Consider the following 24,261-nt stretch of genomic DNA (forward strand, 5'->3'; position numbering starts at 1 on the left):
GGGGGCTCCTCAGTATCCGATTTCGCTGGGGTCGTAGTCGGGGCCTTGGTGCCTGGCCTCTTCGCGGGATTGCTTGAGCGCGAAGTCGACGCGAGCGGCGAGCTCCTCGCTGCGAACCCGGAGGCGGGAGAGGTCGTGGCGGAAGCGCTCATCGCTCTCGACGCTGTCGGCGCCGTGCTGGCGGATGCTGGCGATCATGTCTTCGCAGGCGCGCTCGGCCTCCGAGGGGCGGCGCTGCTTTTCGCGTTGACCCTGCTGCTGCTGGCGCGGTTCATCCTCGATGAAGCTCTCTTCGCTGCGCTTGGCGCTCTGCGCGTCGTCGTCCTTCTCGGCCGAGATGCCGAGGGCCGCCTTGAGCGTGTAGCGCTGCAGGTACGTCACAGCCGAGCCGACCGCCTGAAATCCGTTCTTCTGCCCAGAGGTGTCAGGGTTGCCGCTGAGGCTGGTTTCCTCCGAGTGCCCGGCGCTATGCTGGACGATGCAGGTGACGCTGACCGTCCCGCGCTCTTGAGATGTGCGGAAGCGGTAGGAAATGCCATGCTCAGCGAGGATCGGATCGATCACCCGCGCGATGCCTGACAGGGTCTCGTGGGCGTAGTGCGTTCGGCCGCCACCCTTGTTCTTGTAGTCGACGGTGGCGTCCTTGAGGATCGGCGGGATCTTCGCTCGGGCTTCAGCAAGTGCACCGGAGAAGGCGACCCGCGCCGCGTTCGCTTCCATCCGCTCCTTCATCGCAAGCATGCGCTCGAGCTTTTCGAGGTCCGCGTCGGGGTTGAGGACCAACCGCTCGATCATCGAGACCATCGGGTCTTCCTTCATATGGACAACCTGTCCGGCAGTCTGGCCTTGGTGTTCGACTACCGCATTCATGCTGCTTGCTCCTTCTGGGAAAGAACCGCCCGGGCGTCGGAGGCCGCATCCTGCAGGGCGCGCTCCGCGATGGCGGTGGTGGTTTCTGGGTAGGCGCTGGCGAAGTCGGCCAGCGCGGCGTTCAGGTGCTCGTTGAGCTTCGTTTGCAGGGCGCTCTCGCGAGGGCTCATCAGAATGCTCCTGGGGTCTGGGCCGCGCGGAAGATCGCGTCGGCGAGGATCAGAGCGAAGGCGCCAAGGGCGCCGGCGGCGAGTACGGTGAAGGCGGCGCGGAGGCGGCTCATTTGCCCATCCCCTGCCCGTTGCACTGCCAGCAGGTCTCGCGGGTGGAATTGATCAGGCCGCGGAGCTCCCGGCGCTCGCCGGTGCCGTTGCAGGTCGGGCAGAAATCGCCCGAGCAGCCGCCGGCCCGAAGATGCGCCAGAGCGGCATCGGCAAGGGCTGCCGTTCCAGTGCTGCGCTGGCGGGCGCGTGTAACCGGTGCAGGGCGGCGCGCTCGCTCGGCGTGCGTCTGCGCCCAGACAAGGCGGGCAAGCTCCTCGCGCTGTGCGATCGCATCGGCGCTCTCATGAAGCTTTCCGCGCCTTGGAGTGGTGAGGCTCTGCCGGTGGAAGGTCATTGGCCCCTCCCCTTCTTCGGCAGGCGTCGCGCTCGACGCAGCTCAAGGTCCATGGATGCTGCACAGAACCGAGCGGCGCGGTGGTTTGGCATCTGGATGAAAAGAACAGGACCAACCCGGTTTCGGAGGCCAATGAATTTTCTGACGGAAATTACCCTTACAGGGCAAACGATTAGTCGTTTCATGATGCAACCCGAGGTAGAGCAACCGTGAAATCGACATGCGGCATCTGTAATAGATGCTGACATGTTGATATATGCGGGAGCGAGCGAGTGGAAACTCGCGCAAAAACGGTAAAAATGAGATTGAGCAGTGAATGAGGTCATTTCCGGCAGTCCTCGATTGCCCGGTTGGGCATAGCCGGAAGGGCCGGAGGCGGGGTTCCGTCTTCATCATCAAAGGCCGCAAAAATATCGGCCATGTCGCCAGCAAGGTCAGATGCCACGGGGCGGTTTCCCGCACGAATGGCGTCGCTCAGAAGGCGAAGGTGGTGCTGAATGTGATCCATCTGTGATGTCTCCCTGTAAATAACCCGCGATCGGCTGAGCTTCTTCGGCGGATTGGTGAGGTCGACACTATGACTAGAATAGTCACTACGCAAGAAGTAAAATGACTAACTAAGTCAATCTCAATGACTGAGGCTTGCGGTGACGTTGGGTTCCGTGGCTAGGTGTTCACGGTTTGTTCTCATATGGAGGAAATGATTCTTGGGTGCGAGTAAGCTGTATGTGCTGGCCATGAGGGCCGCCTGCACCGGCGAGAGCCTTGATGAGTTATTCAGGCGGGAGTGCTCGCATTTGTTCGGCGAGGTCGACAGGAAGTTTGTCCCACTTCCCGAGGAGTATGAAGTCGAGCGTAACGCCGTAGCGAATGGTAAGAAGGGCGGCGACGCTATCCGATAGCCCTTGGCGCCCCTTTTCATAGCGGGACCAATACGTCCGCTCGATACCTAGGCTGTCGGCCATTTCTGATGGCGACTTCCCGAGTGCTCTCCGAAGAAGGGAGAGCCTGTGGCCAACGGCCTCCTTGCGCATGGCATGCCATACGTCCTGCGGGAGCAATGAATCGGGTTTGAGCGACATACTCGTAGATTGATTGCTAAATGCGTCACCGGCAATTTCTATGTCAGTCATGTGTTTTGCCTTGACGTAATGACTAGTTTAGTCATTATGGGCAGCATGAAACAGCGCATCAAAAATCTCCTGACACAAATCGGTGCCCGCGACGAAATCGCAGCCGAGTGCGGCGTAAAGCCGATCGCGGTTTATCGCTGGGCGCAGAACGGGGCGATCCCGTCCAAGCATCTTGCGGGGGTTCTCCGCGTGGCAACCCGCAACAAAACCGGGGTCACTGCGAAGGCTCTCTTGGCGGCGCACGACCCGTCTTCTGCGGAGCACGTGCGGGAAGCGTCGTAATGAATTCGCGTGTTTCCTGCCTGTCGCAAAGACATTGGTCACCCCGAGGGGTGTTTCAAGACTGCGCGCAGAAAACATCAGGAAACTCGCGCTCAGCATTCTGAAAACACACACTGATCCATGCCCTCAGCATGGGCCGGCTCTCTCGAAATCCCAAGGAAAAGGCTTTTCTGATGCAGCCCAAAGTCGCGGCACAGATGTTCAAGAACCTCGTCAAAGAGGCGGGCGGAAAAGAGGCTGCCTCGGCGACCATTGCCTCTGCTGTCGGCCACTCCATCAGCGCCGGCTCGTTGAGCCGGATCGAACACGGCAATGCTGAGGTTCCCATGCTTTGGGCGTGGGCGCTTATGGACGCTACCCGGAACTCCTGTTTCGACACCTATCGAGCGCAGACGCGTGAGCAGGCAGGTGAGACCTGCCCTTACACCCTCATCGGAGAAGTCTCGAAGGAGAACGGAGAGGCTATCGACGCGAGCCTGCGCGCGGCGCGTTCATCGTGCGAAGAGGCTTGGAGCCGAGCCGCTGTAGAGCACCAAGAGGCGGCCGATAAGCACGCTGAGATGGCGCGTCTTTGCGAGAACCGCGCCGCCGGCCCGGTCTCTATCAGCGCAGCGCGAAAATGAACCAGATACCGGCCAACTCCTCCCGGCCGGTGCGCGCGACGGGGCGGCAATCCCCCATGGGCCTCGTCGCGCATCAATTCCGGGCCGCGCGGATCCCTATCCCCGTGAGAGCTCGCGCTGTCGGGGCCGCGAGGCGGCTCAGGAAGCCCCGGCGACTCCCTGTTGGAAAACTGGCCGGGGGCTCTGTGCTCCCGGCGTCTTTCAAAAGAACTCTCATCTAGGAGACACAAATGGCCGGCTCAATGAACCGCGTGACACTCATCGGCCACCTCGGCGCTGACCCCGAGGTCCGGACCTTTCAGAACGGCAACAAGGTCTGCAACATCCGCCTCGCCACCTCCGAGAGCTGGAAGGACCGGAACACCGGCGAGCGCCGAGAGCGCACCGAATGGCATTCGGTCGCAATCTTTTCCGAGCCGCTGGCGCGCATCGCAGAGCAGTATCTGCGCAAGGGCTCAAAAGCGCTCATCGAGGGCAAGCTCGAAACCCGCAAATGGCAGGATCAGGCCGGGCAGGATCGCTACACCACCGAAATCGTCCTGCGGCCCTACGGCGGCCAGCTGCTCCTTCTGGACGGCCGCCAGAGCGGCGGCGGTAGCGGTGGCGGCAGCTACAACGATGGCGGGCGTAGCGGATACGACGGCGGCTCCGGCTACGGCAGCGGCGGCCGCGGCGGTTCTCGCGACATCGACGACGAGATTCCGTTTCTTCCAGAATGGCGGGTGTAGTCGTGACCGGCTGCCTTCGTACCTACGCAACGCTTCTCAGCGGCCCAAGGCCCGGCGCCACGCTTTTCCGCCTCATGCGCCGGGCGGGCCCCTTCTCGCGCTACGGCTCGGCCGAGTGCCGGGTGGTGCGCGCCTACGGCATCGAGGGCAGCGGGCCGACATGGGACGAGGCTGTAGCCCAATGGGTCGAAGGCGCGATCTGGCTGGCGTCCCAGCCCGCCCCGGCCCGGGCACCGGTCCAGCTTGATCTTTTGGAGGCAGCATGACCGCCGGGGCCAGCATCAGCCGAGAGGGCGACTTCACGGTCATCCGCGTGCCCAACGAAGAGGTGCACGGCCTCCGCGTCGCGCTCGAGGAGTGCCCTTGCAAGGCCACGAAATCAACAGGGACGCAGTCGATCCGGCAGCGTCTCGCAAAAGGTCTCGCGCTTGCGCAGGCCGGGAGAAAGCTATGAGCGACCCATGGTTCAAGTTCTACGCCTCCGACTTTCTTGGCGGCGTGGCGGGGCTCACGCCCGCAGAGCGGGGCATTTACGTCACGCTGCTCGCAGTGATCTACGATAACGGCGGTCCTGTTGAGCGCCGGGATCAGCGCCTCGCGCGGGTCTGTGGCTGCACCAAGGCAGGCTTCAATAAGGCGCTGGCGGTGCTGATCGAAGAGGGGAAGATCCTCGAGGTCGATGGAGCGCTTACAAACGGCCGAGCGGAAAACGAGCTGAAAGTGCGCGCAAATCGGTCACAAAACGCGACTGACGCCGCGCATGCAAGATGGTCAAAAGAACCCGAAAAAATCCAAACAAATCAAGAGCCGGGTGATGCGACCGCAATGCAGGGGCAATGCGAACGCAATGCTATGCCAGAGACCAGATACCAGAAGCCAGAGTTAGAAGAAGACACTGTCGTGTCTCCTCCCGCTCTCGCTCCTGAGCCTTCCCACGCAAACGAGCTCTCCGAGGCCTGCGCCGAGTACAACGCCGCCGCCGAGCGGCAGGGCTGGCCTCGGATGCAAAAGCTCACGCCACAGCGCCGCAAGGCCCTCAATGCCCGACTGAGGGACGCCGGTGGCATCGAGGGATGGCGCATAGCGCTCGAGAAGGCCGAGGCCTCTGATTTCATCTGCAGCCGCGGCGACAGGGGCTGGGCTGGCTTTGGCTTCGACGCCCTGACCACCGCATCGAAATTCACGAAACTCATGGAGGGAAATTATGACAACCGAGACGCACAGCAGCACACCGGTGGCGCACCTTCCTCGCAACGACAGCGCGAGGATGCCGCAACTCGCGAATACATCCGCCGCGTCGGTAACGGCGATCTCGACTTCGGACCTGACCCAAGCGATCCATTCGCCGGGCGATAGGGCCTTCGCGATGGAACGCGCCCGCCGCTGCCTCAAGCTCTTCTACGAGCCGGACATGAGCGCAGACGATCGGGCTGCCATCCTCGATAGTTTCGCCCGCGCGCTGCTCGACCTTCCTCGCTGGGCCGTCTCTAAGGCCTTCGATGCATGGGAGCGAGAGGAGAGCCGCCGCCCGGCGCCGGCAGACATCGTCAAGCGCGCCCGGGCGGCTGTAGACCGCTACGCCGCTGAGCTGCGCCACAGGGCCGATCAGCAGCGCCCTGCGGAGCCGGAGCGGGATCGCGCCACGGGAGACCAGACTCGCGCCGCTATGGAGGCTGCAGGCTTCACGCCGCGCCACATGGAGCAAGTTCGCCGCCATCCGACCGCCCGCAACGAGGCGGAGCTCGAAGCAGGCGCCCCGGACCGAGTGCCGCACTGGACCGAGATCGCAGATCCGAACGGACCCGACATCGCGGCGCTGGAGGAGTCTCGCGCCAAGAACCCGCTCATCGCCGCGGCCCGTGCGGCGCAGGCTCAAAAGCAAGAGCTCGAGCGCCTCAACGGCGGGGCGCAGGAGGCCGCAGAGTGACCGAGAGCATGGCCTTCGAGAGCATCGAAACGGTGCCGCTGTTCAAGTACGGGCTGATCATGGCTGACCCGCCCTGGCACTTCGCCCTTCGCTCTGAAGCGGGCGAGGACGGCGCCCAAGCTCACCTGGTCGGCAAATACGGCGATATTGCCGCCGTGTTCTTCGGCATGAGGGCCGCGGAATGAGTGCGATAGCCGCCAGCGGACCCTTTGGGCTGACGACCAATTTGATTGCCATCTCCACGCGATACGAGTGACGAAGGAAGAACGATGGGGCAGGACAGGATCACGCCGGAAGAGCGTGCCGCGATTGAAAAAGCTCTCGCTGATGGGCAGGTGACGCTGGTCAAGCCGTGCGTGCCGGCGAAGCTGAAGCGACGCAAGCCGCTACCGGTGAACGGTCGAGAGCCGGCTAGCAAAACACCGGCGCCGCGTCGGCTACCGGAGGCCATGCCGGTCAAAGCCGCGCTCGAGTGGGCGTTCCGGACGGAGAAAGCTAGCTTCGACTTCGATGAGCTCGGGGCGTCCTCGGGAAGCCAGCGGAAAGGGATCAGCATGGAGCAGCTGATCTTCGAGCGGCACATGCTGGGCAAGGTCGCGATCGATACCTCGCCGGGTCGGTCAGAGCCGGCAGAGGACGCAACCGTCATTGCGAGCATTGTGCGCTCGGTGCTGCCATGGTCGGCCGCCCGCCTCGTCGCTGACTTGGCGCGAGCTGGGCGGGAGCCGGACTGGATGCAGGACGCCGCGCCGCGCGTCCTGCCGGTCGAGTGGGTCTACGGTCGGGGCGGGGCCAGAGGGCGCACAGCTGATGCCGCACGGCTCGGGGCCGGGGGCTGGCCGCACCACAAGCGCCGCAACCGGAAAGGCGCCATCGTCGAGGAGAAGGTGCTGTTCACCCCGGTAACGGTTACCCCGACGGGCGCGCAGATCGCGGCGGCGCGGCGGATGTACCTCGAGTGGCGCGGTAGCCTGCTGACCGTTCGCGGCGCGCTGCAGCGGGCCCCGATGCTCCGGTTTGAAGTCATTGACGAGCTACCTCAACGGGCTCCCTGGCGCGGTTGACCTTTTAAGATGGGTCGGTACCGTGGCGCGTGTTTGGAGTGAGTTTACAATAAGATGCTTAACGCAATTCTCAGCAGCAAGGCCGGTCGCCTTGAAGGTGAAGAAGGTTCTATACGCTGGCGAGATGTCTTTCGCGGGAGCGAAGATTTGGTCACGGCCACTATCATCGAGCGACTGTCCTATCTGAGCGGCGACCTGGCCTGGAACCTTCTCGCCGATGCGGCTGACGGGAGCCTTCCTGCATACAAGGTGGCCGAGCTCAGAGAGATCGACTTCTGGCCCATGTGGGAACTTGAGGGGCGCCGCAGAGGTGTTGAGCCAGATGTTTTCATGACCTTGGACTTGGGTGACCCATCCAAGCGCGCGCACGTCATATTGGAGGCAAAAAGGGGCGACGCGGCTCAATACGAAGCTCAGTGGCTCTCCGAGATCGAAGCTTGGAGAGAGACAGTCTACGCAAATGAGGACAGCGCGCCGGATATTCTCGTTCTGCTTGCGCTTGGTGGCACTGGCCAGCGCTCAGCGAGGGAGCTGCGCGCCGAAACTTTCAAACGGCGTGCCTCGATCATCTTGCCTGAAGGCTGTGAACTGATCGTTGCTTTAATGGATTGGGAAGACCTGGCGCGGTCATGTTCCAGCATGAAGCCACTCAATAATCGAGATGTTAGGATCGTCGGTGACATTCAAAGAGGGCTAGAGACTTTCGGCTATTTTCATCGCGTTGTTCCGCGGCAACTGGAGGACTTGGTTTTGAGGAAGTTTTCGCACCAGACCCTCCCGGCACTTCTGAGAAAATAAAGGTCAGCAATGAGCGAAGCACGCTACCAAGACGTACTGAAGGATGCGCGACAAGCATGGCGCATCGTCGCTGCCTATCAGCAACGGGTGATTCACCTATTGTCGAGCGTTGAAGCTTACTTTCCCGATCTGACTCAGTCCTATTGGGAGCCAGCCAGCTACGGCCGTCCGCCCTCTGGCAAAAAGAGGCCGGCGGAAAAGTGGACTTGGGACGGACTCCCTTACTACCATACCTTGAATTGGTTCACCCCCATCGGCGGGGACAACGCTTCAGAGCTCAAGGCTGGTGACTGGTTTCTGGTGATGGAGGTCCGGTCGGATAGCGGATTTGACGGTGAGACGGTGCGGCAATCGGCGTCGTTCCATGGGCCAGACCCTGCAAACATGCCGCCCGTAGAGCAAACGGATAGTGAGCTGCATCTGTACGCCTATTTCGTTACGGGAAAGCCAGAAGACGGGCTCAGTGCTAATGATGTTTGGTCTGCCGACGAGGACTACGGTACAGCGGAGTCGTCTGAGAAGTGGCTGTCCGTGCCCGGTTGCAACACTAAGCGGTTGTACTGGAAAAAATCTCTCGCGGAGCTTTTTGATGAAGGTGGGGAGGCCCGCTTCTTCGCGGGTCTAAAGAGTCATCTGTTTGAGGTTGGTGCGAGATTTTCCAATGAGTGAGCGAATATCGACCGTCATCGAGCTTCGTCCAACTCTGCTATCGCTTGACCGCGAAAAAAAAGCTGGGTAGACAAGATGCCAGAAACACAGATGCGCCCGGAAGGAAAAACCCTTCCGGGCGATTTCATTTTCAATCGATGTCTTCGAACTCGAAGATCAAATCTGCGCGCTGCTCGGCGGTAATCACATTGGTTTCGACAAGGTAGTCAGCGATGTCATCAGCGCAGACATCTCGCTCGGTCTGCGGTGGAACCGGAGCACGCACGGGGCGCGCAAAACCGCCGTCCGCAAAAACACGTTCAGCTAAGTTCTCATTGCGGTTTTGGGGAAGGTAAGCCTTTACGCGGAAATTGTCGGGCATCTCGCCTCCTATGAGTTCTACGGCTTCGTTTAGGTAGGGGGGCGCCTCGGGTCGGTCAACCTTTCGCGCAAAGCTCTCACGAGGTATTCCAATGTCCAACCACCGTGATCCGGAGACCGGCCGCTTCCTCCCAGGTCACCGTTTCTGGGAAGCCCGCAGCAGTGCGGGGAGGAAGCCGACCTTTGCGAACGGCGACGCGCTCTGGGCCGCCGCGATCGAGTACTTCGAATGGGTGACGGACAATCCGCTCTACGAGGACAAGCTGGTGACCTTCCAGGGCGGCGCAAAACACGAGCCGATCGCCAAGATGCGGGCCATGACGATCAGCGGCCTGTGCCTGTTCCTCGACATCTCGTCCGAGACTTGGCGGGGCTGGAAGACCGAAGGTCACGCGCTATACCGGCCGGCCTTGGCCGAGGCGATCAGCCGCGTCGAGGCGGTGATCTACGAGCAGAAGTTCAGCGGCGCCGCGGCTGACCTGCTGAACCCGAACATCATCTCGCGCGAGCTCGGGCTCGCGGAAAAGAACGAGCACTCCGGCCCGAGCGGTGGTCCGGTGGAGGTGCGGACCCTTGCAGACTTCTACGGCGGTAAAGGGGGATGATGCACCCACACTGAACCCGGTCCTCCGGGAATTCTGGCTTACACCGGCTCGCGAGCGCGTCCTCTACGGCGGCCGGTCCAGCTCGAAGTCATGGGACGCGGCGGGGTTCGCGGTTTTCCTCGCCACGCAATGCCGCATCCGGGTGCTCTGCGCGCGGCAGTTCCAGAACAAGATCGCGGAGTCGGTCTACACGCTGCTGAAGATCCAGATCGACCGCTTCGGGCTGCGCGACGAGTTCGTGATCACCGAGAACTCCATCCGGCACAAGGTCACCGGCGCGGAGTTCATGTTCTACGGCCTCTGGCGGCACATCGACGAAATCAAGTCGCTGGAGAGCATCGACATCTGCTGGATCGAGGAGGCGCACAACCTCACCGCCGAGCAGTGGGAAATCCTCGAGCCCACCCTGCGCGGCGAGGGCTCGCAGTTCTGGATCATCTTCAACCCGCGGCTGGCCACCGACTTCGTCTATCGGAAGTTCATCACCGGCACACCGAGTGCGGTCATCAGCGGCAAGATCAAGGGCGTGGTCGGCGCGACCATCAAGCGCCTGATCAACTTCGACGAAAACCCCTTCCTCTCCGGCACGATCGTCAAGGTGATCGAGCGGAAGCGGGCCGAGGATGAAGACGACTTCCGCCACATCTACCTCGGCGAGCCGCGCGAGGACGACGACGCGGTGATCATCAAGCGCTCGTGGCTCATGGCCTCGATCGACGCCCACAAGAAGCTGGGCATCGAGCCCACCGGCCGCAAGCGGGTCGGCTTCGACATCGCCGACAGCGGCAACGACCTCTGCGCCACAGTGGAGGCCCACGGCTTCCTCGCCATCCAATGCGATGAGTGGAAGGCGCGGGAGGATGAGCTGCTCAAGTCTGCCGGCCGGGTTCATCGCATCGCCCGGGAGGCCGGCGCCGAGATTGACTTCGACAGCATCGGCGTCGGGGCCTTCGCTGGCGCGCACTTCGCGGCGCTCAACGAGGAGCACAAGACGAACGTCACCTACCGCGGATTCAATGCTGGCGGCGGCGTGCTCAACCCCGACGACCGGGTGGACCCGCACGATCCGAACGGGCCGACCAACAAGGACTTCTACGCCAACGTGAAGGCGCAGGCGTGGTGGGAAATTGCCCGCCGCTTCCGCAACACCTTCAACGCGATCGAGAAGGGCCACGCCTATGACGCGGCGGACCTGATCGCGATTAGCAGCGAGTGCGAGCACGTCGATCAGCTGATCGACGAGTTGGCCACGCCCCGAAAGGACGTGGACAACGCCGGCCGCTCGAAGGTGGAGAGCAAGAAAGACTTGGCGAAGCGCGATGTCGCCTCGCCGAACAAGGCGGACGCCTTCGTTATGGCCTTCGCGCCGATCCAAGCCGCAGCGGCCGCGCAGATGTTCCTCAGCGCAGCGGCGCGGAAGAAATTGCAGGGGAGGCGCTGATGGCCGCCACGAACAACGCAGCGCGGGCCATGGCAGCCGTCGTCAACGCGGCGACGCGCCGGATGTCGGCGCTCTTCCCGGGCTATTTCGAGGAGGCCAAGCACAACCACTACGCCGACTTCGGCTGGCCGGTCAGCCTCCAGTTCAGCCAGTTCCACGCGATGTATTGCCGGAATGGGCTCGCCAAGGCCGCGGTTAAGAAGACTGCCCGGAAGATCTGGGAAGAGGCGCCGTGGCTCCGAGAGGAGGAAAAGCAGCACGACGAGACGAAGCTCGAGGCCGATATCCGGCAGCGCTTCGAGGACTTGCGGCTCTGGCAGCGGCTGGCCGAAGCCGATCGCCGCGGCATGGTCGGCGCCTATTCTGGGGTGATCCTCCGGCTGGCCGACAGCAAGCGCTTCCGCGAGCCGGTTGATCGCGTGCCCGGCGGGCTGGAAGGCCTCGTCGAGATCATCCCCGCGTGGGAAGGCCAGCTGCGGGTCGCAAGCTGGGACACGGACGAGATGTCGGAGGCCTACGGGCAGCCGACCATGTTCTAGTTCAACGAGGCGCAGGTTGGTGACGATGCGCAGGGCAAGAACCGCAGCTTCGAGGTGCACCCGGATCGCGTCATCGTCTGGTCCGAGGATGGCACCGTGCACGGCCGCTCCATGCTCGAGCCCGGCTACAACGACCTCCTCACGTTGGAGAAGATCACCGGCGCCGGGGGCGAGGGCTTCTGGAAGAACGCCAAGAGCGCGCCGGTCCTGCAGATGGATAAGGGCGCGCAGCTGAGCCAGATGGCGCAGGCCATGGGCGTAGGGGTGGAAGAGCTCGCCGACGCCATGAACGAGCAGGTCGAGGCGTGGCAGAAGGGCTTCGACAAGAACCTGCTGCTGCAGGGCATCGAGGCCAAGACCCTCGGCGTCACCCTGCCAAGCCCCGAGCATTTCCGCGCCGGCGCGCTGGAGAACTTCGCCGCCTCGGTCGAGATCCCGAGCAAGGTGCTCACCGGCATGCAGACCGGCGAGCGGGCGAGCTCCGAGGACGCGAAGGAGTGGGCCAAGACCTGCATGGGCCACCGCGCCGATCGCGTGCGCCCGAACATCATGGCGCTGGTCCATCGCCTCGAGCGCTTCGGCATCCTGCCTGAGCGCGACTGGTTCATCAGCTGGACCGATCTCACCGAGGCCAGCATGGCGGAGAAGATCGACCGGGCCGACAAGATGGCCGGCGTGAACCAGAAGGCCGCGCAGGGCGGCTCCCGCGAGCTCGTTTTCACGCCCGAGGAAATCCGCGACGCCGTGGACCTCGAGCCGCTGAGCGATGCGGACAAATACGCCGACGACACCGGCGCCCCGGGCCGCACGCCGCCGCCCGACGACGAGACAATCTAGGAGCAGCACCATGTCCAAGGCAGTTCGCGTCAACGTCCGCACGTTGGCGAACACGAAGGCTGTGCGCCGCGAGCGCCGCAATGGCCGCGACAAGATCATCGTTCCGAGCGCCACGCTGCCCGACGATGTGATCATGAACGGCATCAAGTATCCGGCCGATGAGATCGAGAAGGGCTACATGACGCTGAATCGGACCCCGGCGCCGCTGGGGCATCCGACCATCAACGGAAAGTTCGTCAGCGCCTCCGATCCGGAGGGGATCAATCTCGGCTGGATCGGCGCGCACAACGAGAACGTCCGCCGCGAGAACGGCCGGGTCTATCTCGACAAGGTGATCGACGTGCAGCGCGCCAACGAGAGCTCCGGCGGCAAGGCCGTGCTCGAGGCGATCGACAAGGGCGAGCCGATCCACACCTCGACCGGCCTGCTGCTCGACCTCGAGGCCAGCAACGCCGACGACTGCGAGTACATCGCCCGCAACATGCGCTTCGACCACGACGCGATCCTTCTCGGCGAGGAGGGCGCTGCCACCCCCGATCAGGGCGTCGGCATGATGGTCAACGCCAAGGGCGAGGAAGAACAGATCGAGGTCATCAACTCGGCTCTGGAAGATGCCGAGCGTGAGCTCGACTGGGCGGCCGACATGGCCGTTAGGGCTGCCGAACGGATGGCCCGCGTTCCGCTGATGGAGCGCATCAAGACCGCGATCATGGAGGCCGTCACAGGCTCCGAGCGGGAAACCTCCCAAAACGCAAAGGAGAACGACATGGCTGTTTCGGATGAGCAGTTCAATGCGCTTTCCGACGAGGTGAAGACCCTCTCGGAAAACCTCAAAGGCCTCGGCGAAACGATCACCAACGCGGTGACCGAAGCCGTCAAGCCGATGAAGGAACACGTCGACCAGATGGCGGCGAACCAGAAGGCCGAGGAAGACGCCAAGCGCGCCGCCGCGGTCAACGCTCTCACCAAGGGCGGCCAGTGGACCGAGGATGAGCTCGAAGGCATGACACTTCCTGCGCTCAACAAGCTGGTCGAGAAGTCCAAGCCCGGCAGCGCCGCTGCGCTCAACGGTGCTTTCCCCGGCGATGCCGGCGGCAAGGATGAGTGGGCCGACTTCGACCTCAACGCCAACGTCGATGTTGGCAAGAAGAAGGACGACTGATCATGAGCGGCAACGTCATCTATCGCGGGCCGATCGCGTCGGAGCCGGAGACGGTTTCCGACAAGACCGTAGCCGGCGCCTACCTCCCGGGCATTCTCGTGACCGAGAGCGCCACGGAGTTCACCGTCGCCACGGCGGCTGACATCGAGGCCGAGCTCCTCGTCCTCTCCAACCGTCGCTTCTACGATCAGGGCCTCGCAGACGCCTACGCATCGGGCGACACCGGCGTGGCTTTCCGCCCGCGCCCCGGCGAGGTCTATCAGGCCCGCCTCGCAGCCGCGACCTACGCCAAGGGCGACAAGCTCACCATTGGCGCCTCCGGCTACCTCACCAAGACCGGCGCCTCGCAGCGTGTTGTCGCGACTTTCGACGACACCCCGGGCGCCTTCACCGCTGGGGCTCTGGCTGATGTTCGCATCGCCAACAGCTTCCAGACGGCAGCGGCATAAGGAGGCCCATATGCTTCGTTTCACCCAAGAGCAGCAGCGCCTCATTCTGGCCAACCGCCAGATGTTCAACCGGCGCCAGCAGGTCATGGCCAACGCCTACGACCTTGGCGATGGCGGCAACCCGCTGATCGGCAACGCCTCGCCGCTCCCCCGCGATGTCTGGGGCGAGTGGGACCGCGAGGCGGTGGAGATCCAGCGCGAAGTGCTGGCGGTCTTCAACGACCTCGCCGCCTCGGTGGCCACCCCGATGCCGATCGGCAAGCTGATCCACTACTTCCAGCAGATCAGCGACTCGGGCACGGTGAACGTCTCGCTGGACGGCCGCTCGAAAGCGCGCACCGACCAGCCGACCATCACCTATCAGGGCACCCCGGTCCCGATCCTCGACTCGACCTTCTCTTATGGCTGGCGCCAGATGGAAGCGGCCGCGACCGAGGGCTTCAACCTCGACGGCGGGGCGCGCATCAACGCGATGTATAAGGTGGCCGAGAGCCTCGAGATGCACGCGCTGGACGGAAACGATCAGATCGTTGTGGCCGGTGCCCAGCAGTACGGCCTGCGCACCCACCCCAAGCGCAACACCCGCGCTACCGGCGTGACGCTGAACGGCGCGACCGGGGCCGAGTGGCTGGCGGAGATCAACGCGACGCTGAAGCTCCTGCACGCCAAGGGCTTCCGCATGCCGGCCACCATCTACGTGAACTGGGATGACTGGTTCTTCGCGGGCAACACCGATTTCTCGGCGCAGTACCCGAACAAGACCATCGCGCAGCGCGTGCGCGAGCTCGAGGGCGTCGGCGAGATTGTCCCGGCCTCCAAGGTCGCGGCCAATGAGCTCATTGGCGTGGTGAAGAACCGCCGGACCGTGCAGGTGCTCAACGCCATGCCGATGACCAACCGCGCGCAATTCCGCGCCAACCCCGAGGACGATTACAACTTCGTCACCATGGCCGCGGCCGCGGTGGAGGTGAAGTATTCGGCCGAGGATCAGTGCGGCGTCGCGCACTCGTCCTGATTTGGGCGAGCGGTGATCTGAGCGAGGGGTCGGCGCTGTCGGCCCCTTTCCTGAGATCACGTAACCAAGGAGAAACCCCATGAAAGTTGAGATCATCGAGAAGGGCGCCCACGATGCCGACGGCAAAGAGCTCAAGGTCGGCACCGAGCTGACCATCGAGGGCGAGAAGATCCCCGGCTACCTCGTCGGCAAGTGCCGGCCCGTCGCCGGCCGCACGGCAGTGACCAACCCGGCGCAGAACCCGGTGCAAGAGCCCGTCACCCCGCCGCCCTCCGGGCAGGAGCGGCAGGCGCTGCTCGCCGAGGCCGCCAAGGTGCTCGACGATGAGCACTTCAACGATGCCGGCGTGCCGGACGTGCGCGAGCTCAACGCGCTGCTCGACGATGGCGTGGCGAAGTTCTCCGCCGCCGAGCGCGACCAGCTGTGGCCGGGCATCGCCGATGCCGTGGCAGCTGAGCGGGCGGCCTGATCATGGCGCTGACCGTGACCCCCGGCGGCGCCTCCGATGACGCCTTCGTTTCGCTCGTGGCCTTCAAGACCTACGCCGATGCGCGGGGCTGGGGCTATTCGGCGATCGCGGATGCGGATCTCGAGGCATCCATCCGCCGGGGCACGGTCTTTGTCGAAGGCGTAGGCGGCCCGACCGAGACGCTGCCGAGCCGCTGGCCCGGCTCCAAGGCAAGCGCCTCTCAGCGCCGCCTCTGGCCTCGCGCTGGGGCGACGGATGTCGATGGCCTCGCGATCGACAGCACGACCATCCCCGCCGCGATCGAGGATGCCACCTGTGAGGCGGCTTGGTTCGATGCGAACAGCCCGGGCGTCCTCTTCCGGCAGGTCACGCCCTCGCAGGTCGTGAAGCAGACCAAGCTCGGCCCGATGAGCAAGACCTATCAGGATGCCAAGGGCCCGGCCGATCACCGGCCGATGCTCACGGCGGTCAATGACCTGCTGGCCGCGCTCCTCATTCCCGATCTCTCGGGGCCGAAGATGTTTATGGGCGCGCTGGGGCGGAGCTCCGGCCTGTGATCTCGCTGCTCACGCCCACCGGCGGCCGCCCGGAAGCCTTCGCGGCCTGCGTGGAGATGATGCGTGCGCAGACCTACGCCGGGCCGGTGCTCTGGGTGATCGTCGACGACGGCCCGGAGCCGATGGCCGAGCCGAGCTTGAAGGGCTGGGATATTCTGACGCTACGCCCGCGGCCGCACTGGAAGCCGGGACAGAACACGCTCGCCCGGAACCTGCTCTATGGGCTGGGCGGATGGGCGCGCGAAGGCGTCGCGATCATCGAGGACGACGACGAATACGCCCCGTGGTGGGTCGAGCGCTGCGCCGAGCGGCTGAAAGAAGCTGATCTCATTGGGGAGAGCCACAGCCTCTACAAGCACCGCGTCACCGGCCGCACGCTGAAATGTAGGAACGACCGCCACGCCTCGCTGTGCTCCACAGCGCTGAAGGGGGCCGCTGTCGATGCGCTGCGCGATACCTGCCGGCAGGGCGGGAAGGGCATCGACTTGCGTTTCTGGCGCGACTTCTCCGGATCCAAGCGCCTCTTCCGGCCTGAGCCGCGGGGCGTGACCGGGATCAAGGGCTGGCCGGGCCGCCCTGGCATTGGCATCGGGCACCGCCTTTGAGGACCGCACTCGTCCTCGGCGGGGCTGCCTGCCTGCATTCCGATCTGGCGCGCGCCCGGGCCTCGATCGACTTCGCCGGTGTCGTCGCCTGCAATGACGCCGGCGCCGAATGGCCCGGCCAACTCGACGCATGGGTCAGCTTGCACCCGCGCTACTTCGGCGTTGGGCCCAGCTGGCGCCACCAGCGCGCCGCCAAGGGCTATCCGCCGGCCCGCGCGCACATCGGCCACCCCGAGGCCTTCCGTGGCTCTCTGGCGCAGTCTGAGGGCCTGACGGCGGACATCATCGCGACGCCCTACAGCTTCGCCGGCGAGAAGAGCGGGAGCTCGGGCCTCTTCGCCGCGAAGGTGGCGCTTGTGGATCTCGGCTTCGAGCGGGTGGTGCTCTGCGGTGTGCCGATCGACCCGGCGCCGCACTTCACCGGCCGCGAAAGCTGGCTGCCGCGCGAGCCGGAGGGCCGCAGCAGCGCTCACGGCTTCCGCAACAGCTGGCTCGAGGTGCCCGAAGAATACCGCGCCCGGATGCGCAGCATGAGCGGCTGGACCCGCGTGCTGCTCGGGGCGCCGGAGGAACTGACCGAAACCAAGGAGACCACCTGATGCCGACCCTCAAGAACACCACCGACCAGCCCATCACCGCCAGCACCGGCCACAGCGTAGCCCCGGGCGGCAAGCTGACCGTCACGGCCGCCACGCTCGCCCGCATCTCGCAGGAACGCTACATCGCCGTGCAGCTGCAGAAGGAGCGGCTGATCGTCGAGCCGGACCCGGCGCCGGCTGAGGCCGAGGGCATCACCCGCTCCGACATCGCCAAGGCGAACCGCGCCGAGCTGCTCGAGATGATCCTCGCGCACTATCCGGACCGCGCCACCGCCGAGGACTTCGCTAGCATTCGCGTCGAGGACAAGGACGGCGAGGACGGCCTCCGCACCATCGCGGCGCGGCTCATCTTCGCCGACCTCTGAGCCATGCCGGCTTTCGACTACGCCGAGGCCGCGGCGGACGCTGCCGAGCTCATCGCAGAGTTTGGCGGCCCGGCCACCCTCCGGCAGATTGTGCGCTCCGGTGACGCATGGAACCCGAGCGAGACGCAGACAGACACCGAGATCACGGCCGTTGATCTGAACCAAGAAGTGCGGGATGCTTCCGGCACGCTCACCGGGCAGACCCGGCGCACGCTTTACATCAGCACCGCGGAGGGCGTGACGCCTGCCAAGGGCGACAAGGTGTTCGTCGGGCTGACCAAGGCTGCGGTTGCCGCGCTGACCGAGGCGCAGCAAGCCGAGCGGACGAGCGAAATCGCCGAGCTACGCCCTTTGGCGCCGGGCGGTATCAATGTGTTCTTCGAGGCCGACCTGCAGCGATGACGAAACGCACGATCCTAGACGACTGGCAGGGCGGGACGCCCGAGCAGCGCGAGCGGATCGAGCGCATCTTTCAGGGCGTCTACGACATGGGCTTCCGGGCGGGCTATGAGGCCAAGCTCCGCGAAGTCATCGCCACCGCTGCGTGGTGGAACCTCTTCTACGAGACCTACATCGAGGGCCGCTAATGGCACGACGCAAGACGCTGATCGACCTGCTGGACGAGCTCGCTCCGCAGGTACGAGAGGCCTTTGTTTCAAGCATCGCCCGGATCACCGGCGATGTGCAGCTGGCCGCCCTCGAGGACGCGATCGCCCGCGGCGACACGGCGGCGGTGCTGCAGATGGTCCGCATGGACGCGGAATTCTTCGCCCCGCTCGACGCGGCGCTGCGCGCAGGCCACGCCACGGCGGGCGAGTTCGCGATGGCCGAGCTGCAGCGCATGGCGCGGCGGCAGGGCGCCCGGGTGAGCAGCGTCTTCGGGGGCAACACGCCCGAGGTCGTGCGGTGGCTTTCGGAGCAGTCCAGCCGGCTCATTGTCGAGATCAGCGGCGATCGCCGGGAGATTATTCAGGGCGTGCTCAGCAGCGCCGCGGAGGCGGGCACCTCGCCGCGCCGCGCCGCGCTGGACCTCGTGGGCCGCGTCAACCGGGCGACTGGCCGGCGGGAGGGCGGGGTGATCGGGCTCACGGTCCGGCAGATGCAGGCGGCAGAGGCGGCCTATCAGGAGCTCATCAACGGCGATCCGGCTTACCTTCGGCGCTCCGCCAATATCCGCGATCGGCGCTTCGACCGAACCGTGGCCAAGGCCATAAGGGAAGGGCGCGGGGTGCCGGCGGCAGAAGCGCGGCGTATCGCCGAGCGCTACCGCGACGGGCTTCTCCGCTGGCGGGGCGAGACGATCGCGCGGACGGAGCTGCTCGGCACCGTGCATGCGGCTCAGGATGAAGCTCTGGCGCAGATGCAGCGCCGCGAGGGGCTCGGCGACGAGGCGATCCAGCGCGAGTGGGATGCCGCGGGCGACAGCGCCACCCGGCACAGCCATCGCGAGATGGACGGGCAGGAACGGGCACGCGGCGAGGCCTTCACCACCGACGACGGCTACCGGATGCAGTACCCGGGTGACGGCAGCCTTGGGGCGCCGGCACGCGAGACTATCAACTGCCGGTGCCATGTGCGCCTGCGGGTGGATTTCATCAGCGGGCTGCGTGATCGGCTAACCCCGGAGGAGCGGGCCGCAGCGCTCGCCGAAATGTAGTGCCGAAATACAGCTTCGCGCAGCTGCCCGCGTGGGTGCGCAAGGTCGAGAAGATCCAGACCGCGGTTGTCCGGCAGGCGGCCAGCGACATGCTCGCGGACATCTCGATCACGCCCGGCATCAGCCGCGGCGGCAGTCGCGTACGGGGCACCATCCCGCGCGATCTGGGCGGGCTGGCCGGAAGCCTGCAGTCAACGCTCTACGGCTCCACCGCGCTCACGGAGGGCGGCGAGGACAGCTACGCGCTCATCGCGGGGGCCATGGAGGCCGGGGCGGTGGCGCGTTTCACTTGGGGCGGCGAGATCGCGCCCTACGCGGCGGCCGTTCACTACGGCGCCAACGGCGTGCCCGGCACTTTCTGGCGCGACGTGGCTGTGGCCGGATGGCAAGGATACGTGCGCAAAGCTGTGGCGCGCGCCAAAGCGGAGATCATGCGATGAACCCTGAAGACATCCAGAACGGGCTCATCGAGGCCTGCAAGAGCGCCGCGCAGGCGCAGGGGCTGATCCCCGTGCTGCCGGGCATCGAATATGAGCAAGTGCCGCGCCCCGGCATTGTCTTTGACTACTCGCCGACCGATCGGCCGGTGGTCACACTCAAAGGCGGTGTCCGCCGCGAGCTCGGCCTCTTCTATGCGAGCATCACGGTGGAGCTTGGGGTCGATGCTACAGCGGAAGCACATGGCCACGCCGCAGCGATCGCTTGGGCCCTTGAGTCGGCGGCCTACGGCTTGCCGAGCATTGCCATCCCCGGCGGCCAGATCGAGCTGAGCAAGCCCGTCGACATCCGGCGCGGCTATCCAGACGGCAGCGCGTGGCGCGTGCCGGTCGTCGCCACCTACGTGGCCAACGCCACCTGACCTTTCCGAGATAGCGCTGCGGCGCTCTTGAGACCCTGCCTCCCCGGCGGGCGGGCTCCCCTTTGCGGGTGATCGCCGGGACCATCCACAGCAAAGGAGGACATCATGTCCGTTAACTCCAGCATCGGCGGCACGCTGAACGTCGCCGTGGGCACCCCGGCATCCGAGGACCAGTCGGGCTATGAGGCCCTGTCCTTCACCGAAGTCGAAAACCTGCTCTCCATGGGCGAGTTCGGCGACACTTCGGAGGACATCACCTTCAACCTGTTGAAGAGCGGCCGCACTTCGCACGTCAACGGCGTGAAGGACCTCGGCGAGATTTCGGTTTCGTGCGCCTTCGACCCCGACGAAGCGGTCGGCCTCGATGTCGTGAAGGCCAACAAGGACAGCGACATCGTGCTGACTTGGAAATTCACCGACACGAATGGCGCCGACTACTACTGGCAGGGCCGTGCGGCCAACTTCCGCCACACCGAGCGCACCGCCAGCTCCTACGAGGGCCGGAACTTCGTCATCCGCGGCACTTCGGGCGTGACCGACGTAGCCGCCGCTTAATCCCGGGGCCGTCCCACAGGCCCTAGGACCGCGCCGGGGTGGAGGTGGTTTCACCACCCCGGCGCACTTTACCCAAATGAAACCGCTCCAGAGACCAAAGGAACCACCATGGATTTCTCCCAGTTCGACACCCGCACCCGCGCTGAAACCGGCGTCTTCGTCCCGCTCTGCAACCCGTATACCCGCGAGCCGATCAACGGCACCGACCCGGAGCAGGGCGCTTCGGGCTTCATGGTCCGCGGCACCGCCGCCCGCTCCGTTCAGTCGCGTATGGCTGAGATGAAGCGCGCCGCAAAGGAAGCCGCAGAGTCCGGCGACAGCGAAGCCGAGCAGCAGGCCGCGATGGAAAAGCTGCACGGCGACCTGATCGACAGCGCCGAGCGTTTCATCATCTCGGGCGTGAACCTCGAGATCGGCAAAGAGCCGGTCGGCACGGATCCCGAGCGCATTCGCAAGATCCTCGACATGACCTTCCCCGACATGAAGGTGGAGAAGGACGCGGAAGGCAACGCGCTGACCGCCACTGCAAAGGGCAAGGATGGCGAGGAGATCACGATCCCGCGGTTCATGATCGCCAACTGGCCCTTCGCCCAGCAGGTCATTGAAGCGGCGGAAGACGGCGAGCGTTTTTTGGGGATGCCCGCGAGCGCCTAAAGCTCGCCGCTCGGCAGTGGGGGTGGCTGCACTCCCACATCGAGCACAAAAACGGCGACAAGACGAAGCGGGACGCGCGATCGCGCCTTCAGAAGTTTGTCGATGCCGGAAAGGAGCCGCCTATGGTTCCGCTGCGCGCCGGGCAGTATCTGCTCGACGCGCTTTTCGTTCTTCGCCCGACGCGGCAGCTGGCCATGGGCGGTATGCGGGCGGTGGATTGGCCGGAGGTCGCGGCATTCGGGGCAGTCTCTGACCGGGTGGCAGCGCCTTGGGAGCTCGAGCTGCTCGTCGACATGGCTGAGGCTTATGTCGAGGGGCAGGACAAGGGCAGCGACCCGCTCTGCCGGCCGCCGAGCGAGTGGGGCTAGTCGTCAGGGGTGCAGTCGACAAGAAGTCCAAAATGGCTCAGGCAAAGAACCGCAACCGCGAAGTTAACGGTCAGCCGCCATAGGTGGGCGGCTTTTTGATCGCTTTGTACTTGGCCTCGAAGCGCCTGATGAAGTCGTCAACCTCTTCTTGAGGGAGTGGGCCGCCGATCCTCTCACGTTCTGCCATCACCTCTTTCCGAAGTTCCTCGAACTCATCAAGTATGTCGGCATCAGCAAAGTCCCTGCGAACGTCTCTGACGAATACATCGACGTAGCTCTCAGGCATGAGCGCAAGAACCTGAAACATCAGAGATAAAATGCGGTCTACTCGAGGCGCCGGGTACTCCTTCTCAAGCGTCGCGACAATCTCTGCGTTCGTGCTTCTTCCGTTAGCTTTTGCGGCAGCCTGGACTCGCTCCTTCAGGTCAGCAGGCATCCTCACCCCGAAAGGGGCAATGTCACGGGTCAGCTGTGGAGAATCGTCATCGCTCATAGCGACACGATGTAGCGAAAAAGTTCTTGCGCGCAATGATTACACGATGTAGCGTAATTACATCGTGTAGCGAAGGAGGTGACATGCAGACGAAGCAAATCGCGCCCTTCGGTCTCCGGATGCCGGAAGACCTGAAGGAGTGGGTTAAGGAAAGGGCCGAAGAGCAGGGGCGCTCGATGAACAATTTCATCGTGCGGCAGCTTGAGAGCCAGAAGGCCGATGAGTCCATCGCGCAAAAGTAAAGGCCGCTGGGGCTCTCACACACCCAGCGACCTTCGATGAAATCCACATCCATAGGGAATTCCCCATGAATATGATCGCAAATAGCGACGATTTCAATGGTCTCGTGAGCGAGACGCTGAAGACCACAAGCCGCATCATCGCGGAGAAGTTCGAGAAACGGCACGACAACGTCCAGCGCGACATCCGGAACCTGATCGACACGAACCCGGAGTGGGGTGTCCTCAATTTTGAGGAGACCCCGTATGTTGATGCGCAGAACGGTCAGACCTACCAGATGTACGAAATGAGCCGCGACGGCTACTCGATGCTGGTTATGGGCTTCACTGGCAAGAAGGCGATGGACTGGAAGATCAAGTTCCTCGCAGCGTTCAACGAGATGGAGAAGCGCGTGAAGGGTGCGCTTCAGGTCCCGCAATCCTTCGGTGAGGCTCTGCGCCTTGCTGCTGACCAAGCCGAACAGATCGAAGGCATGAAGGGCAAGGTCGCCGCCTTGGAGCACATGGAAGCGTCGGAAGGTTCTGTCTCGCCGCGCATCGCCGCCAAGGCTCTCGGCGTTCCAGAGCGCAAGTTCTTCCGCTGGCTCCACGCCAACAATTGGTCATTCCGGCAGGGCAGCGCATGGCAGGGCTACTCGGAGAAGATCAAGCAGCGATATATCGAGCACGAGCCCTACACCTACACAGTGCCCGAGACGGGCGAAGAGAAAACGCGAGTTCAGATGAAGATCACGCCGAAAGGCATGGCCCGTCTGGCGCAAATTTTCGCTAAGGAAGGAGGTGCAGCATGAAGCGCCGTAACTTCCTGAGCGCGGCGACCGCGGTCGTAGCAACCCCGGTCGCCGCTTTTCAAGCGCCGATCATCGAAACGCCCGAGCCCGACCCGATCCGCGATTGGCTGGACCAGTGGCGCAGTGCCCGTGCCGAATGGCTGAGCGATGGCTTCGATGAGTATGGAGACGAAACGGCACATGGAGAGGAGCTCTGGGACAAGTCCAGCGAGCTTGAGGCGAAGATCTACGCAGCCAAACCTCAGACGCAGGACGGCGCCGCTGCTCAAATCGAATGGATGCTCTCCGCTAGCGAAGACATCAAATTCCAAGAGGGTCATCGCGAGGCACTGGAAATGGCTCTCGCCTTTCTCAAGGGGGCATCGGCTTAACCTGAATGCTGTGGCGCGCAGAGCGCCTCGCTGGTGATGGCAGGGGCGGGAGACCGCCCTTGCTTGGACCTAGTGGCTCCCATTCGGGTGGTTCCGTTAAATCATTCGGAGGTCATCGGGATTTTTACCTTGTCCACATCGAAGATATGAAGAACCTCTAGGTCAAATTCTATTGCGTCAGGATCGGCGCGGTCGGGAAGAGGTTCTGCACTAAACGAAAGCCTGACGGTTTCTCCCGGTTCGATACCGCCTGAAATATATCTATTTCTGGGCGGAAACCCCTCCCATCCCACCTCGCTCCACGGAACGGTCCTGCCAGCCTCTCGCAGGGTGAGACCATATCGCAAGCTCGCAATAGCTCGGCTCGTCGCGTTTGTGACATCGCATTCAATGGCCGACCAGCGGGCAAGGGTGCCCGGCTCTTCCGCACAATTCGTCAGCTCCTGAGCGCCCGCGCCACCCGCGACAAATACCAGCGCGGCAATCGTAAATCTGAACATCGAAACCTCCAATTGGACCGCTCGACGCTAGTCGGGCGGGTCTTTGCATTCAAGGAGAT

Annotated in this window: 42 protein-coding genes; 34 read left to right on the forward strand and 8 right to left on the reverse strand. The window is 64.0% G+C overall.

Annotated features, from left to right (window positions below):
* Positions 1-9 precede the first annotated feature (9 nt).
* The 5 genes from ACXAJT_RS19890 to ACXAJT_RS19910 form a co-directional block, all read right to left on the reverse strand.
* Complete coding sequence (locus ACXAJT_RS19890; protein ID WP_475237964.1) at positions 10-819, reverse strand: ERF family protein; 810 nt, start codon at positions 817-819, stop codon at positions 10-12.
* A 47-nt stretch (positions 820-866) separates the two neighbouring features.
* Positions 867-1,040, reverse strand: coding sequence for a hypothetical protein (locus ACXAJT_RS19895; RefSeq protein ID WP_475237966.1), 174 nt, complete (start codon positions 1,038-1,040; stop codon positions 867-869).
* 109 nt (positions 1,041-1,149) lie between these two features.
* The gene (locus tag ACXAJT_RS19900) at positions 1,150-1,488 is read right to left on the reverse strand and encodes a hypothetical protein (protein ID WP_475237968.1); all 339 of its coding nucleotides are present in this window, start codon (positions 1,486-1,488) and stop codon (positions 1,150-1,152) included.
* A gap of 322 nt (positions 1,489-1,810) precedes the next feature.
* The gene (locus ACXAJT_RS19905; protein ID WP_475237970.1) at positions 1,811-1,996 is read right to left on the reverse strand and encodes a hypothetical protein; all 186 of its coding nucleotides are present in this window, start codon (positions 1,994-1,996) and stop codon (positions 1,811-1,813) included.
* 265 nt (positions 1,997-2,261) lie between these two features.
* Positions 2,262-2,621, reverse strand: a complete 360-nt coding sequence (locus ACXAJT_RS19910) for a helix-turn-helix domain-containing protein (RefSeq protein ID WP_475237972.1) — start codon at positions 2,619-2,621, stop codon at positions 2,262-2,264.
* 45 nt (positions 2,622-2,666) lie between these two features.
* Between ACXAJT_RS19910 and ACXAJT_RS19915 the strand changes: the two genes are divergently transcribed.
* From ACXAJT_RS19915 to ACXAJT_RS19965, 11 genes are all read left to right on the forward strand, one after another.
* Positions 2,667-2,903 (forward strand): carph-isopro domain-containing protein, encoded by a 237-nt coding sequence (locus tag ACXAJT_RS19915; protein ID WP_475237976.1) that lies wholly within the window; start codon positions 2,667-2,669, stop codon positions 2,901-2,903.
* A gap of 173 nt (positions 2,904-3,076) precedes the next feature.
* Positions 3,077-3,526: a hypothetical protein gene (locus tag ACXAJT_RS19920; RefSeq protein ID WP_475237979.1), complete on the forward strand. Its 450-nt coding sequence runs from the start codon at positions 3,077-3,079 to the stop codon at positions 3,524-3,526.
* Between the two features lie 230 nt (positions 3,527-3,756).
* On the forward strand, positions 3,757-4,254 hold the full coding sequence (gene ssb, locus ACXAJT_RS19925; RefSeq protein WP_475237984.1) for a single-stranded DNA-binding protein: 498 nt from the start codon (positions 3,757-3,759) through the stop codon (positions 4,252-4,254).
* A 2-nt stretch (positions 4,255-4,256) separates the two neighbouring features.
* Positions 4,257-4,520, forward strand: coding sequence for a hypothetical protein (locus tag ACXAJT_RS19930; protein ID WP_475237988.1), 264 nt, complete (start codon positions 4,257-4,259; stop codon positions 4,518-4,520).
* Positions 4,517-4,708 carry a hypothetical protein gene (locus ACXAJT_RS19935; RefSeq protein WP_475237990.1) on the forward strand — a complete coding sequence of 64 codons (192 nt, stop codon included), beginning with the start codon at positions 4,517-4,519 and terminating at the stop codon, positions 4,706-4,708. The genes ACXAJT_RS19930 and ACXAJT_RS19935 overlap by 4 nt, the downstream gene beginning before the upstream one ends.
* Entirely contained in the window at positions 4,705-5,610 is a 906-nt protein-coding gene (locus tag ACXAJT_RS19940; RefSeq protein ID WP_475237992.1) for a DUF1376 domain-containing protein, read from the forward strand. The genes ACXAJT_RS19935 and ACXAJT_RS19940 overlap by 4 nt, the downstream gene beginning before the upstream one ends.
* 10 nt (positions 5,611-5,620) lie before the next feature.
* Entirely contained in the window at positions 5,621-6,181 is a 561-nt protein-coding gene (locus ACXAJT_RS19945; protein WP_475237994.1) for a hypothetical protein, read from the forward strand.
* On the forward strand, positions 6,178-6,366 hold the full coding sequence (locus ACXAJT_RS19950) for a hypothetical protein (RefSeq protein ID WP_475237998.1): 189 nt from the start codon (positions 6,178-6,180) through the stop codon (positions 6,364-6,366). The genes ACXAJT_RS19945 and ACXAJT_RS19950 overlap by 4 nt, the downstream gene beginning before the upstream one ends.
* 84 nt (positions 6,367-6,450) lie before the next feature.
* Positions 6,451-7,245: a hypothetical protein gene (locus ACXAJT_RS19955; protein ID WP_475238001.1), complete on the forward strand. Its 795-nt coding sequence runs from the start codon at positions 6,451-6,453 to the stop codon at positions 7,243-7,245.
* A 54-nt stretch (positions 7,246-7,299) separates the two neighbouring features.
* A complete protein-coding gene (locus ACXAJT_RS19960; protein ID WP_475238003.1) occupies positions 7,300-8,043 on the forward strand; it encodes a hypothetical protein in 744 nt (247 codons plus the stop codon).
* A 9-nt stretch (positions 8,044-8,052) separates the two neighbouring features.
* Positions 8,053-8,712 (forward strand): hypothetical protein, encoded by a 660-nt coding sequence (locus ACXAJT_RS19965; RefSeq protein WP_475238005.1) that lies wholly within the window; start codon positions 8,053-8,055, stop codon positions 8,710-8,712.
* 130 nt (positions 8,713-8,842) lie between these two features.
* On the opposite strand, the gene ACXAJT_RS19970 is transcribed toward ACXAJT_RS19965, so the two are convergent.
* Positions 8,843-9,073, reverse strand: a complete 231-nt coding sequence (locus ACXAJT_RS19970) for a hypothetical protein (RefSeq protein ID WP_475238007.1) — start codon at positions 9,071-9,073, stop codon at positions 8,843-8,845.
* A 91-nt stretch (positions 9,074-9,164) separates the two neighbouring features.
* On the opposite strand from ACXAJT_RS19970, the gene ACXAJT_RS19975 reads away from it, so the two are divergent.
* From ACXAJT_RS19975 to ACXAJT_RS20070, 20 genes are all read left to right on the forward strand, one after another.
* On the forward strand, positions 9,165-9,677 hold the full coding sequence (locus tag ACXAJT_RS19975; protein WP_475238010.1) for a terminase small subunit: 513 nt from the start codon (positions 9,165-9,167) through the stop codon (positions 9,675-9,677).
* The gene (locus tag ACXAJT_RS19980; RefSeq protein WP_475238013.1) at positions 9,646-11,118 is read left to right on the forward strand and encodes a PBSX family phage terminase large subunit; all 1,473 of its coding nucleotides are present in this window, start codon (positions 9,646-9,648) and stop codon (positions 11,116-11,118) included. Before ACXAJT_RS19975 ends, ACXAJT_RS19980 begins: the two co-directional genes overlap by 32 nt.
* A complete protein-coding gene (locus ACXAJT_RS19985; RefSeq protein WP_475238018.1) occupies positions 11,118-11,657 on the forward strand; it encodes an anti-CBASS protein Acb1 family protein in 540 nt (179 codons plus the stop codon). The genes ACXAJT_RS19980 and ACXAJT_RS19985 overlap by 1 nt, the downstream gene beginning before the upstream one ends.
* Before the next feature lie 54 nt (positions 11,658-11,711).
* On the forward strand, positions 11,712-12,494 hold the full coding sequence (locus tag ACXAJT_RS19990; RefSeq protein ID WP_475238020.1) for a hypothetical protein: 783 nt from the start codon (positions 11,712-11,714) through the stop codon (positions 12,492-12,494).
* Between the two features lie 10 nt (positions 12,495-12,504).
* A complete protein-coding gene (locus ACXAJT_RS19995) occupies positions 12,505-13,656 on the forward strand; it encodes a hypothetical protein (RefSeq protein ID WP_475238022.1) in 1,152 nt (383 codons plus the stop codon).
* Positions 13,657-13,658: 2 nt separating this feature from the next.
* Complete coding sequence (locus ACXAJT_RS20000) at positions 13,659-14,105, forward strand: hypothetical protein (RefSeq protein ID WP_475238025.1); 447 nt, start codon at positions 13,659-13,661, stop codon at positions 14,103-14,105.
* A 10-nt stretch (positions 14,106-14,115) separates the two neighbouring features.
* Positions 14,116-15,120 (forward strand): major capsid protein, encoded by a 1,005-nt coding sequence (locus ACXAJT_RS20005; RefSeq protein WP_475238028.1) that lies wholly within the window; start codon positions 14,116-14,118, stop codon positions 15,118-15,120.
* Between the two features lie 79 nt (positions 15,121-15,199).
* Entirely contained in the window at positions 15,200-15,589 is a 390-nt protein-coding gene (locus ACXAJT_RS20010) for a hypothetical protein (RefSeq protein ID WP_475238030.1), read from the forward strand.
* A 2-nt stretch (positions 15,590-15,591) separates the two neighbouring features.
* On the forward strand, positions 15,592-16,146 hold the full coding sequence (locus tag ACXAJT_RS20015) for a DnaT-like ssDNA-binding protein (protein WP_475238033.1): 555 nt from the start codon (positions 15,592-15,594) through the stop codon (positions 16,144-16,146).
* Positions 16,143-16,751, forward strand: a complete 609-nt coding sequence (locus tag ACXAJT_RS20020; protein WP_475238035.1) for a glycosyltransferase family A protein — start codon at positions 16,143-16,145, stop codon at positions 16,749-16,751. The genes ACXAJT_RS20015 and ACXAJT_RS20020 overlap by 4 nt, the downstream gene beginning before the upstream one ends.
* Positions 16,748-17,350, forward strand: a complete 603-nt coding sequence (locus ACXAJT_RS20025; protein WP_475238038.1) for a hypothetical protein — start codon at positions 16,748-16,750, stop codon at positions 17,348-17,350. Before ACXAJT_RS20020 ends, ACXAJT_RS20025 begins: the two co-directional genes overlap by 4 nt.
* Positions 17,350-17,715 carry a hypothetical protein gene (locus ACXAJT_RS20030; RefSeq protein ID WP_475238041.1) on the forward strand — a complete coding sequence of 122 codons (366 nt, stop codon included), beginning with the start codon at positions 17,350-17,352 and terminating at the stop codon, positions 17,713-17,715. Before ACXAJT_RS20025 ends, ACXAJT_RS20030 begins: the two co-directional genes overlap by 1 nt.
* A gap of 3 nt (positions 17,716-17,718) precedes the next feature.
* Entirely contained in the window at positions 17,719-18,117 is a 399-nt protein-coding gene (locus tag ACXAJT_RS20035) for a hypothetical protein (protein WP_475238043.1), read from the forward strand.
* Entirely contained in the window at positions 18,114-18,302 is a 189-nt protein-coding gene (locus ACXAJT_RS20040) for a hypothetical protein (protein ID WP_475238046.1), read from the forward strand. Before ACXAJT_RS20035 ends, ACXAJT_RS20040 begins: the two co-directional genes overlap by 4 nt.
* On the forward strand, positions 18,302-19,372 hold the full coding sequence (locus ACXAJT_RS20045) for a phage minor head protein (protein ID WP_475238049.1): 1,071 nt from the start codon (positions 18,302-18,304) through the stop codon (positions 19,370-19,372). The genes ACXAJT_RS20040 and ACXAJT_RS20045 overlap by 1 nt, the downstream gene beginning before the upstream one ends.
* Positions 19,372-19,812: a hypothetical protein gene (locus tag ACXAJT_RS20050; RefSeq protein ID WP_475238051.1), complete on the forward strand. Its 441-nt coding sequence runs from the start codon at positions 19,372-19,374 to the stop codon at positions 19,810-19,812. The genes ACXAJT_RS20045 and ACXAJT_RS20050 overlap by 1 nt, the downstream gene beginning before the upstream one ends.
* Positions 19,809-20,231 carry a hypothetical protein gene (locus ACXAJT_RS20055; RefSeq protein WP_475238053.1) on the forward strand — a complete coding sequence of 141 codons (423 nt, stop codon included), beginning with the start codon at positions 19,809-19,811 and terminating at the stop codon, positions 20,229-20,231. The genes ACXAJT_RS20050 and ACXAJT_RS20055 overlap by 4 nt, the downstream gene beginning before the upstream one ends.
* Positions 20,232-20,336: 105 nt before the next feature.
* A complete protein-coding gene (locus ACXAJT_RS20060) occupies positions 20,337-20,786 on the forward strand; it encodes a hypothetical protein (RefSeq protein WP_475238055.1) in 450 nt (149 codons plus the stop codon).
* A gap of 108 nt (positions 20,787-20,894) precedes the next feature.
* Positions 20,895-21,440: a hypothetical protein gene (locus ACXAJT_RS20065; protein WP_475238057.1), complete on the forward strand. Its 546-nt coding sequence runs from the start codon at positions 20,895-20,897 to the stop codon at positions 21,438-21,440.
* A gap of 122 nt (positions 21,441-21,562) precedes the next feature.
* Positions 21,563-21,808, forward strand: a complete 246-nt coding sequence (locus ACXAJT_RS20070; protein WP_475238059.1) for a hypothetical protein — start codon at positions 21,563-21,565, stop codon at positions 21,806-21,808.
* Positions 21,809-21,878: 70 nt separating this feature from the next.
* Here the strand turns inward: ACXAJT_RS20070 and ACXAJT_RS20075 are convergent, their stop codons facing one another.
* Positions 21,879-22,301 (reverse strand): Arc family DNA-binding protein, encoded by a 423-nt coding sequence (locus ACXAJT_RS20075; protein WP_475238063.1) that lies wholly within the window; start codon positions 22,299-22,301, stop codon positions 21,879-21,881.
* A gap of 83 nt (positions 22,302-22,384) precedes the next feature.
* Between ACXAJT_RS20075 and ACXAJT_RS20080 the strand changes: the two genes are divergently transcribed.
* From ACXAJT_RS20080 to ACXAJT_RS20090, 3 genes are all read left to right on the forward strand, one after another.
* Positions 22,385-22,543, forward strand: a complete 159-nt coding sequence (locus ACXAJT_RS20080; RefSeq protein WP_475238065.1) for an Arc family DNA-binding protein — start codon at positions 22,385-22,387, stop codon at positions 22,541-22,543.
* 65 nt (positions 22,544-22,608) lie between these two features.
* Positions 22,609-23,331 carry a Rha family transcriptional regulator gene (locus ACXAJT_RS20085; protein ID WP_475238066.1) on the forward strand — a complete coding sequence of 241 codons (723 nt, stop codon included), beginning with the start codon at positions 22,609-22,611 and terminating at the stop codon, positions 23,329-23,331.
* Positions 23,328-23,702 (forward strand): hypothetical protein, encoded by a 375-nt coding sequence (locus ACXAJT_RS20090; RefSeq protein WP_475238067.1) that lies wholly within the window; start codon positions 23,328-23,330, stop codon positions 23,700-23,702. Before ACXAJT_RS20085 ends, ACXAJT_RS20090 begins: the two co-directional genes overlap by 4 nt.
* Before the next feature lie 101 nt (positions 23,703-23,803).
* On the opposite strand, the gene ACXAJT_RS20095 is transcribed toward ACXAJT_RS20090, so the two are convergent.
* A complete protein-coding gene (locus ACXAJT_RS20095; RefSeq protein ID WP_475238068.1) occupies positions 23,804-24,202 on the reverse strand; it encodes a hypothetical protein in 399 nt (132 codons plus the stop codon).
* Positions 24,203-24,261 lie beyond the last annotated feature (59 nt).

Source organism: Salipiger sp. ABF4_146 (assembly GCF_056161345.1).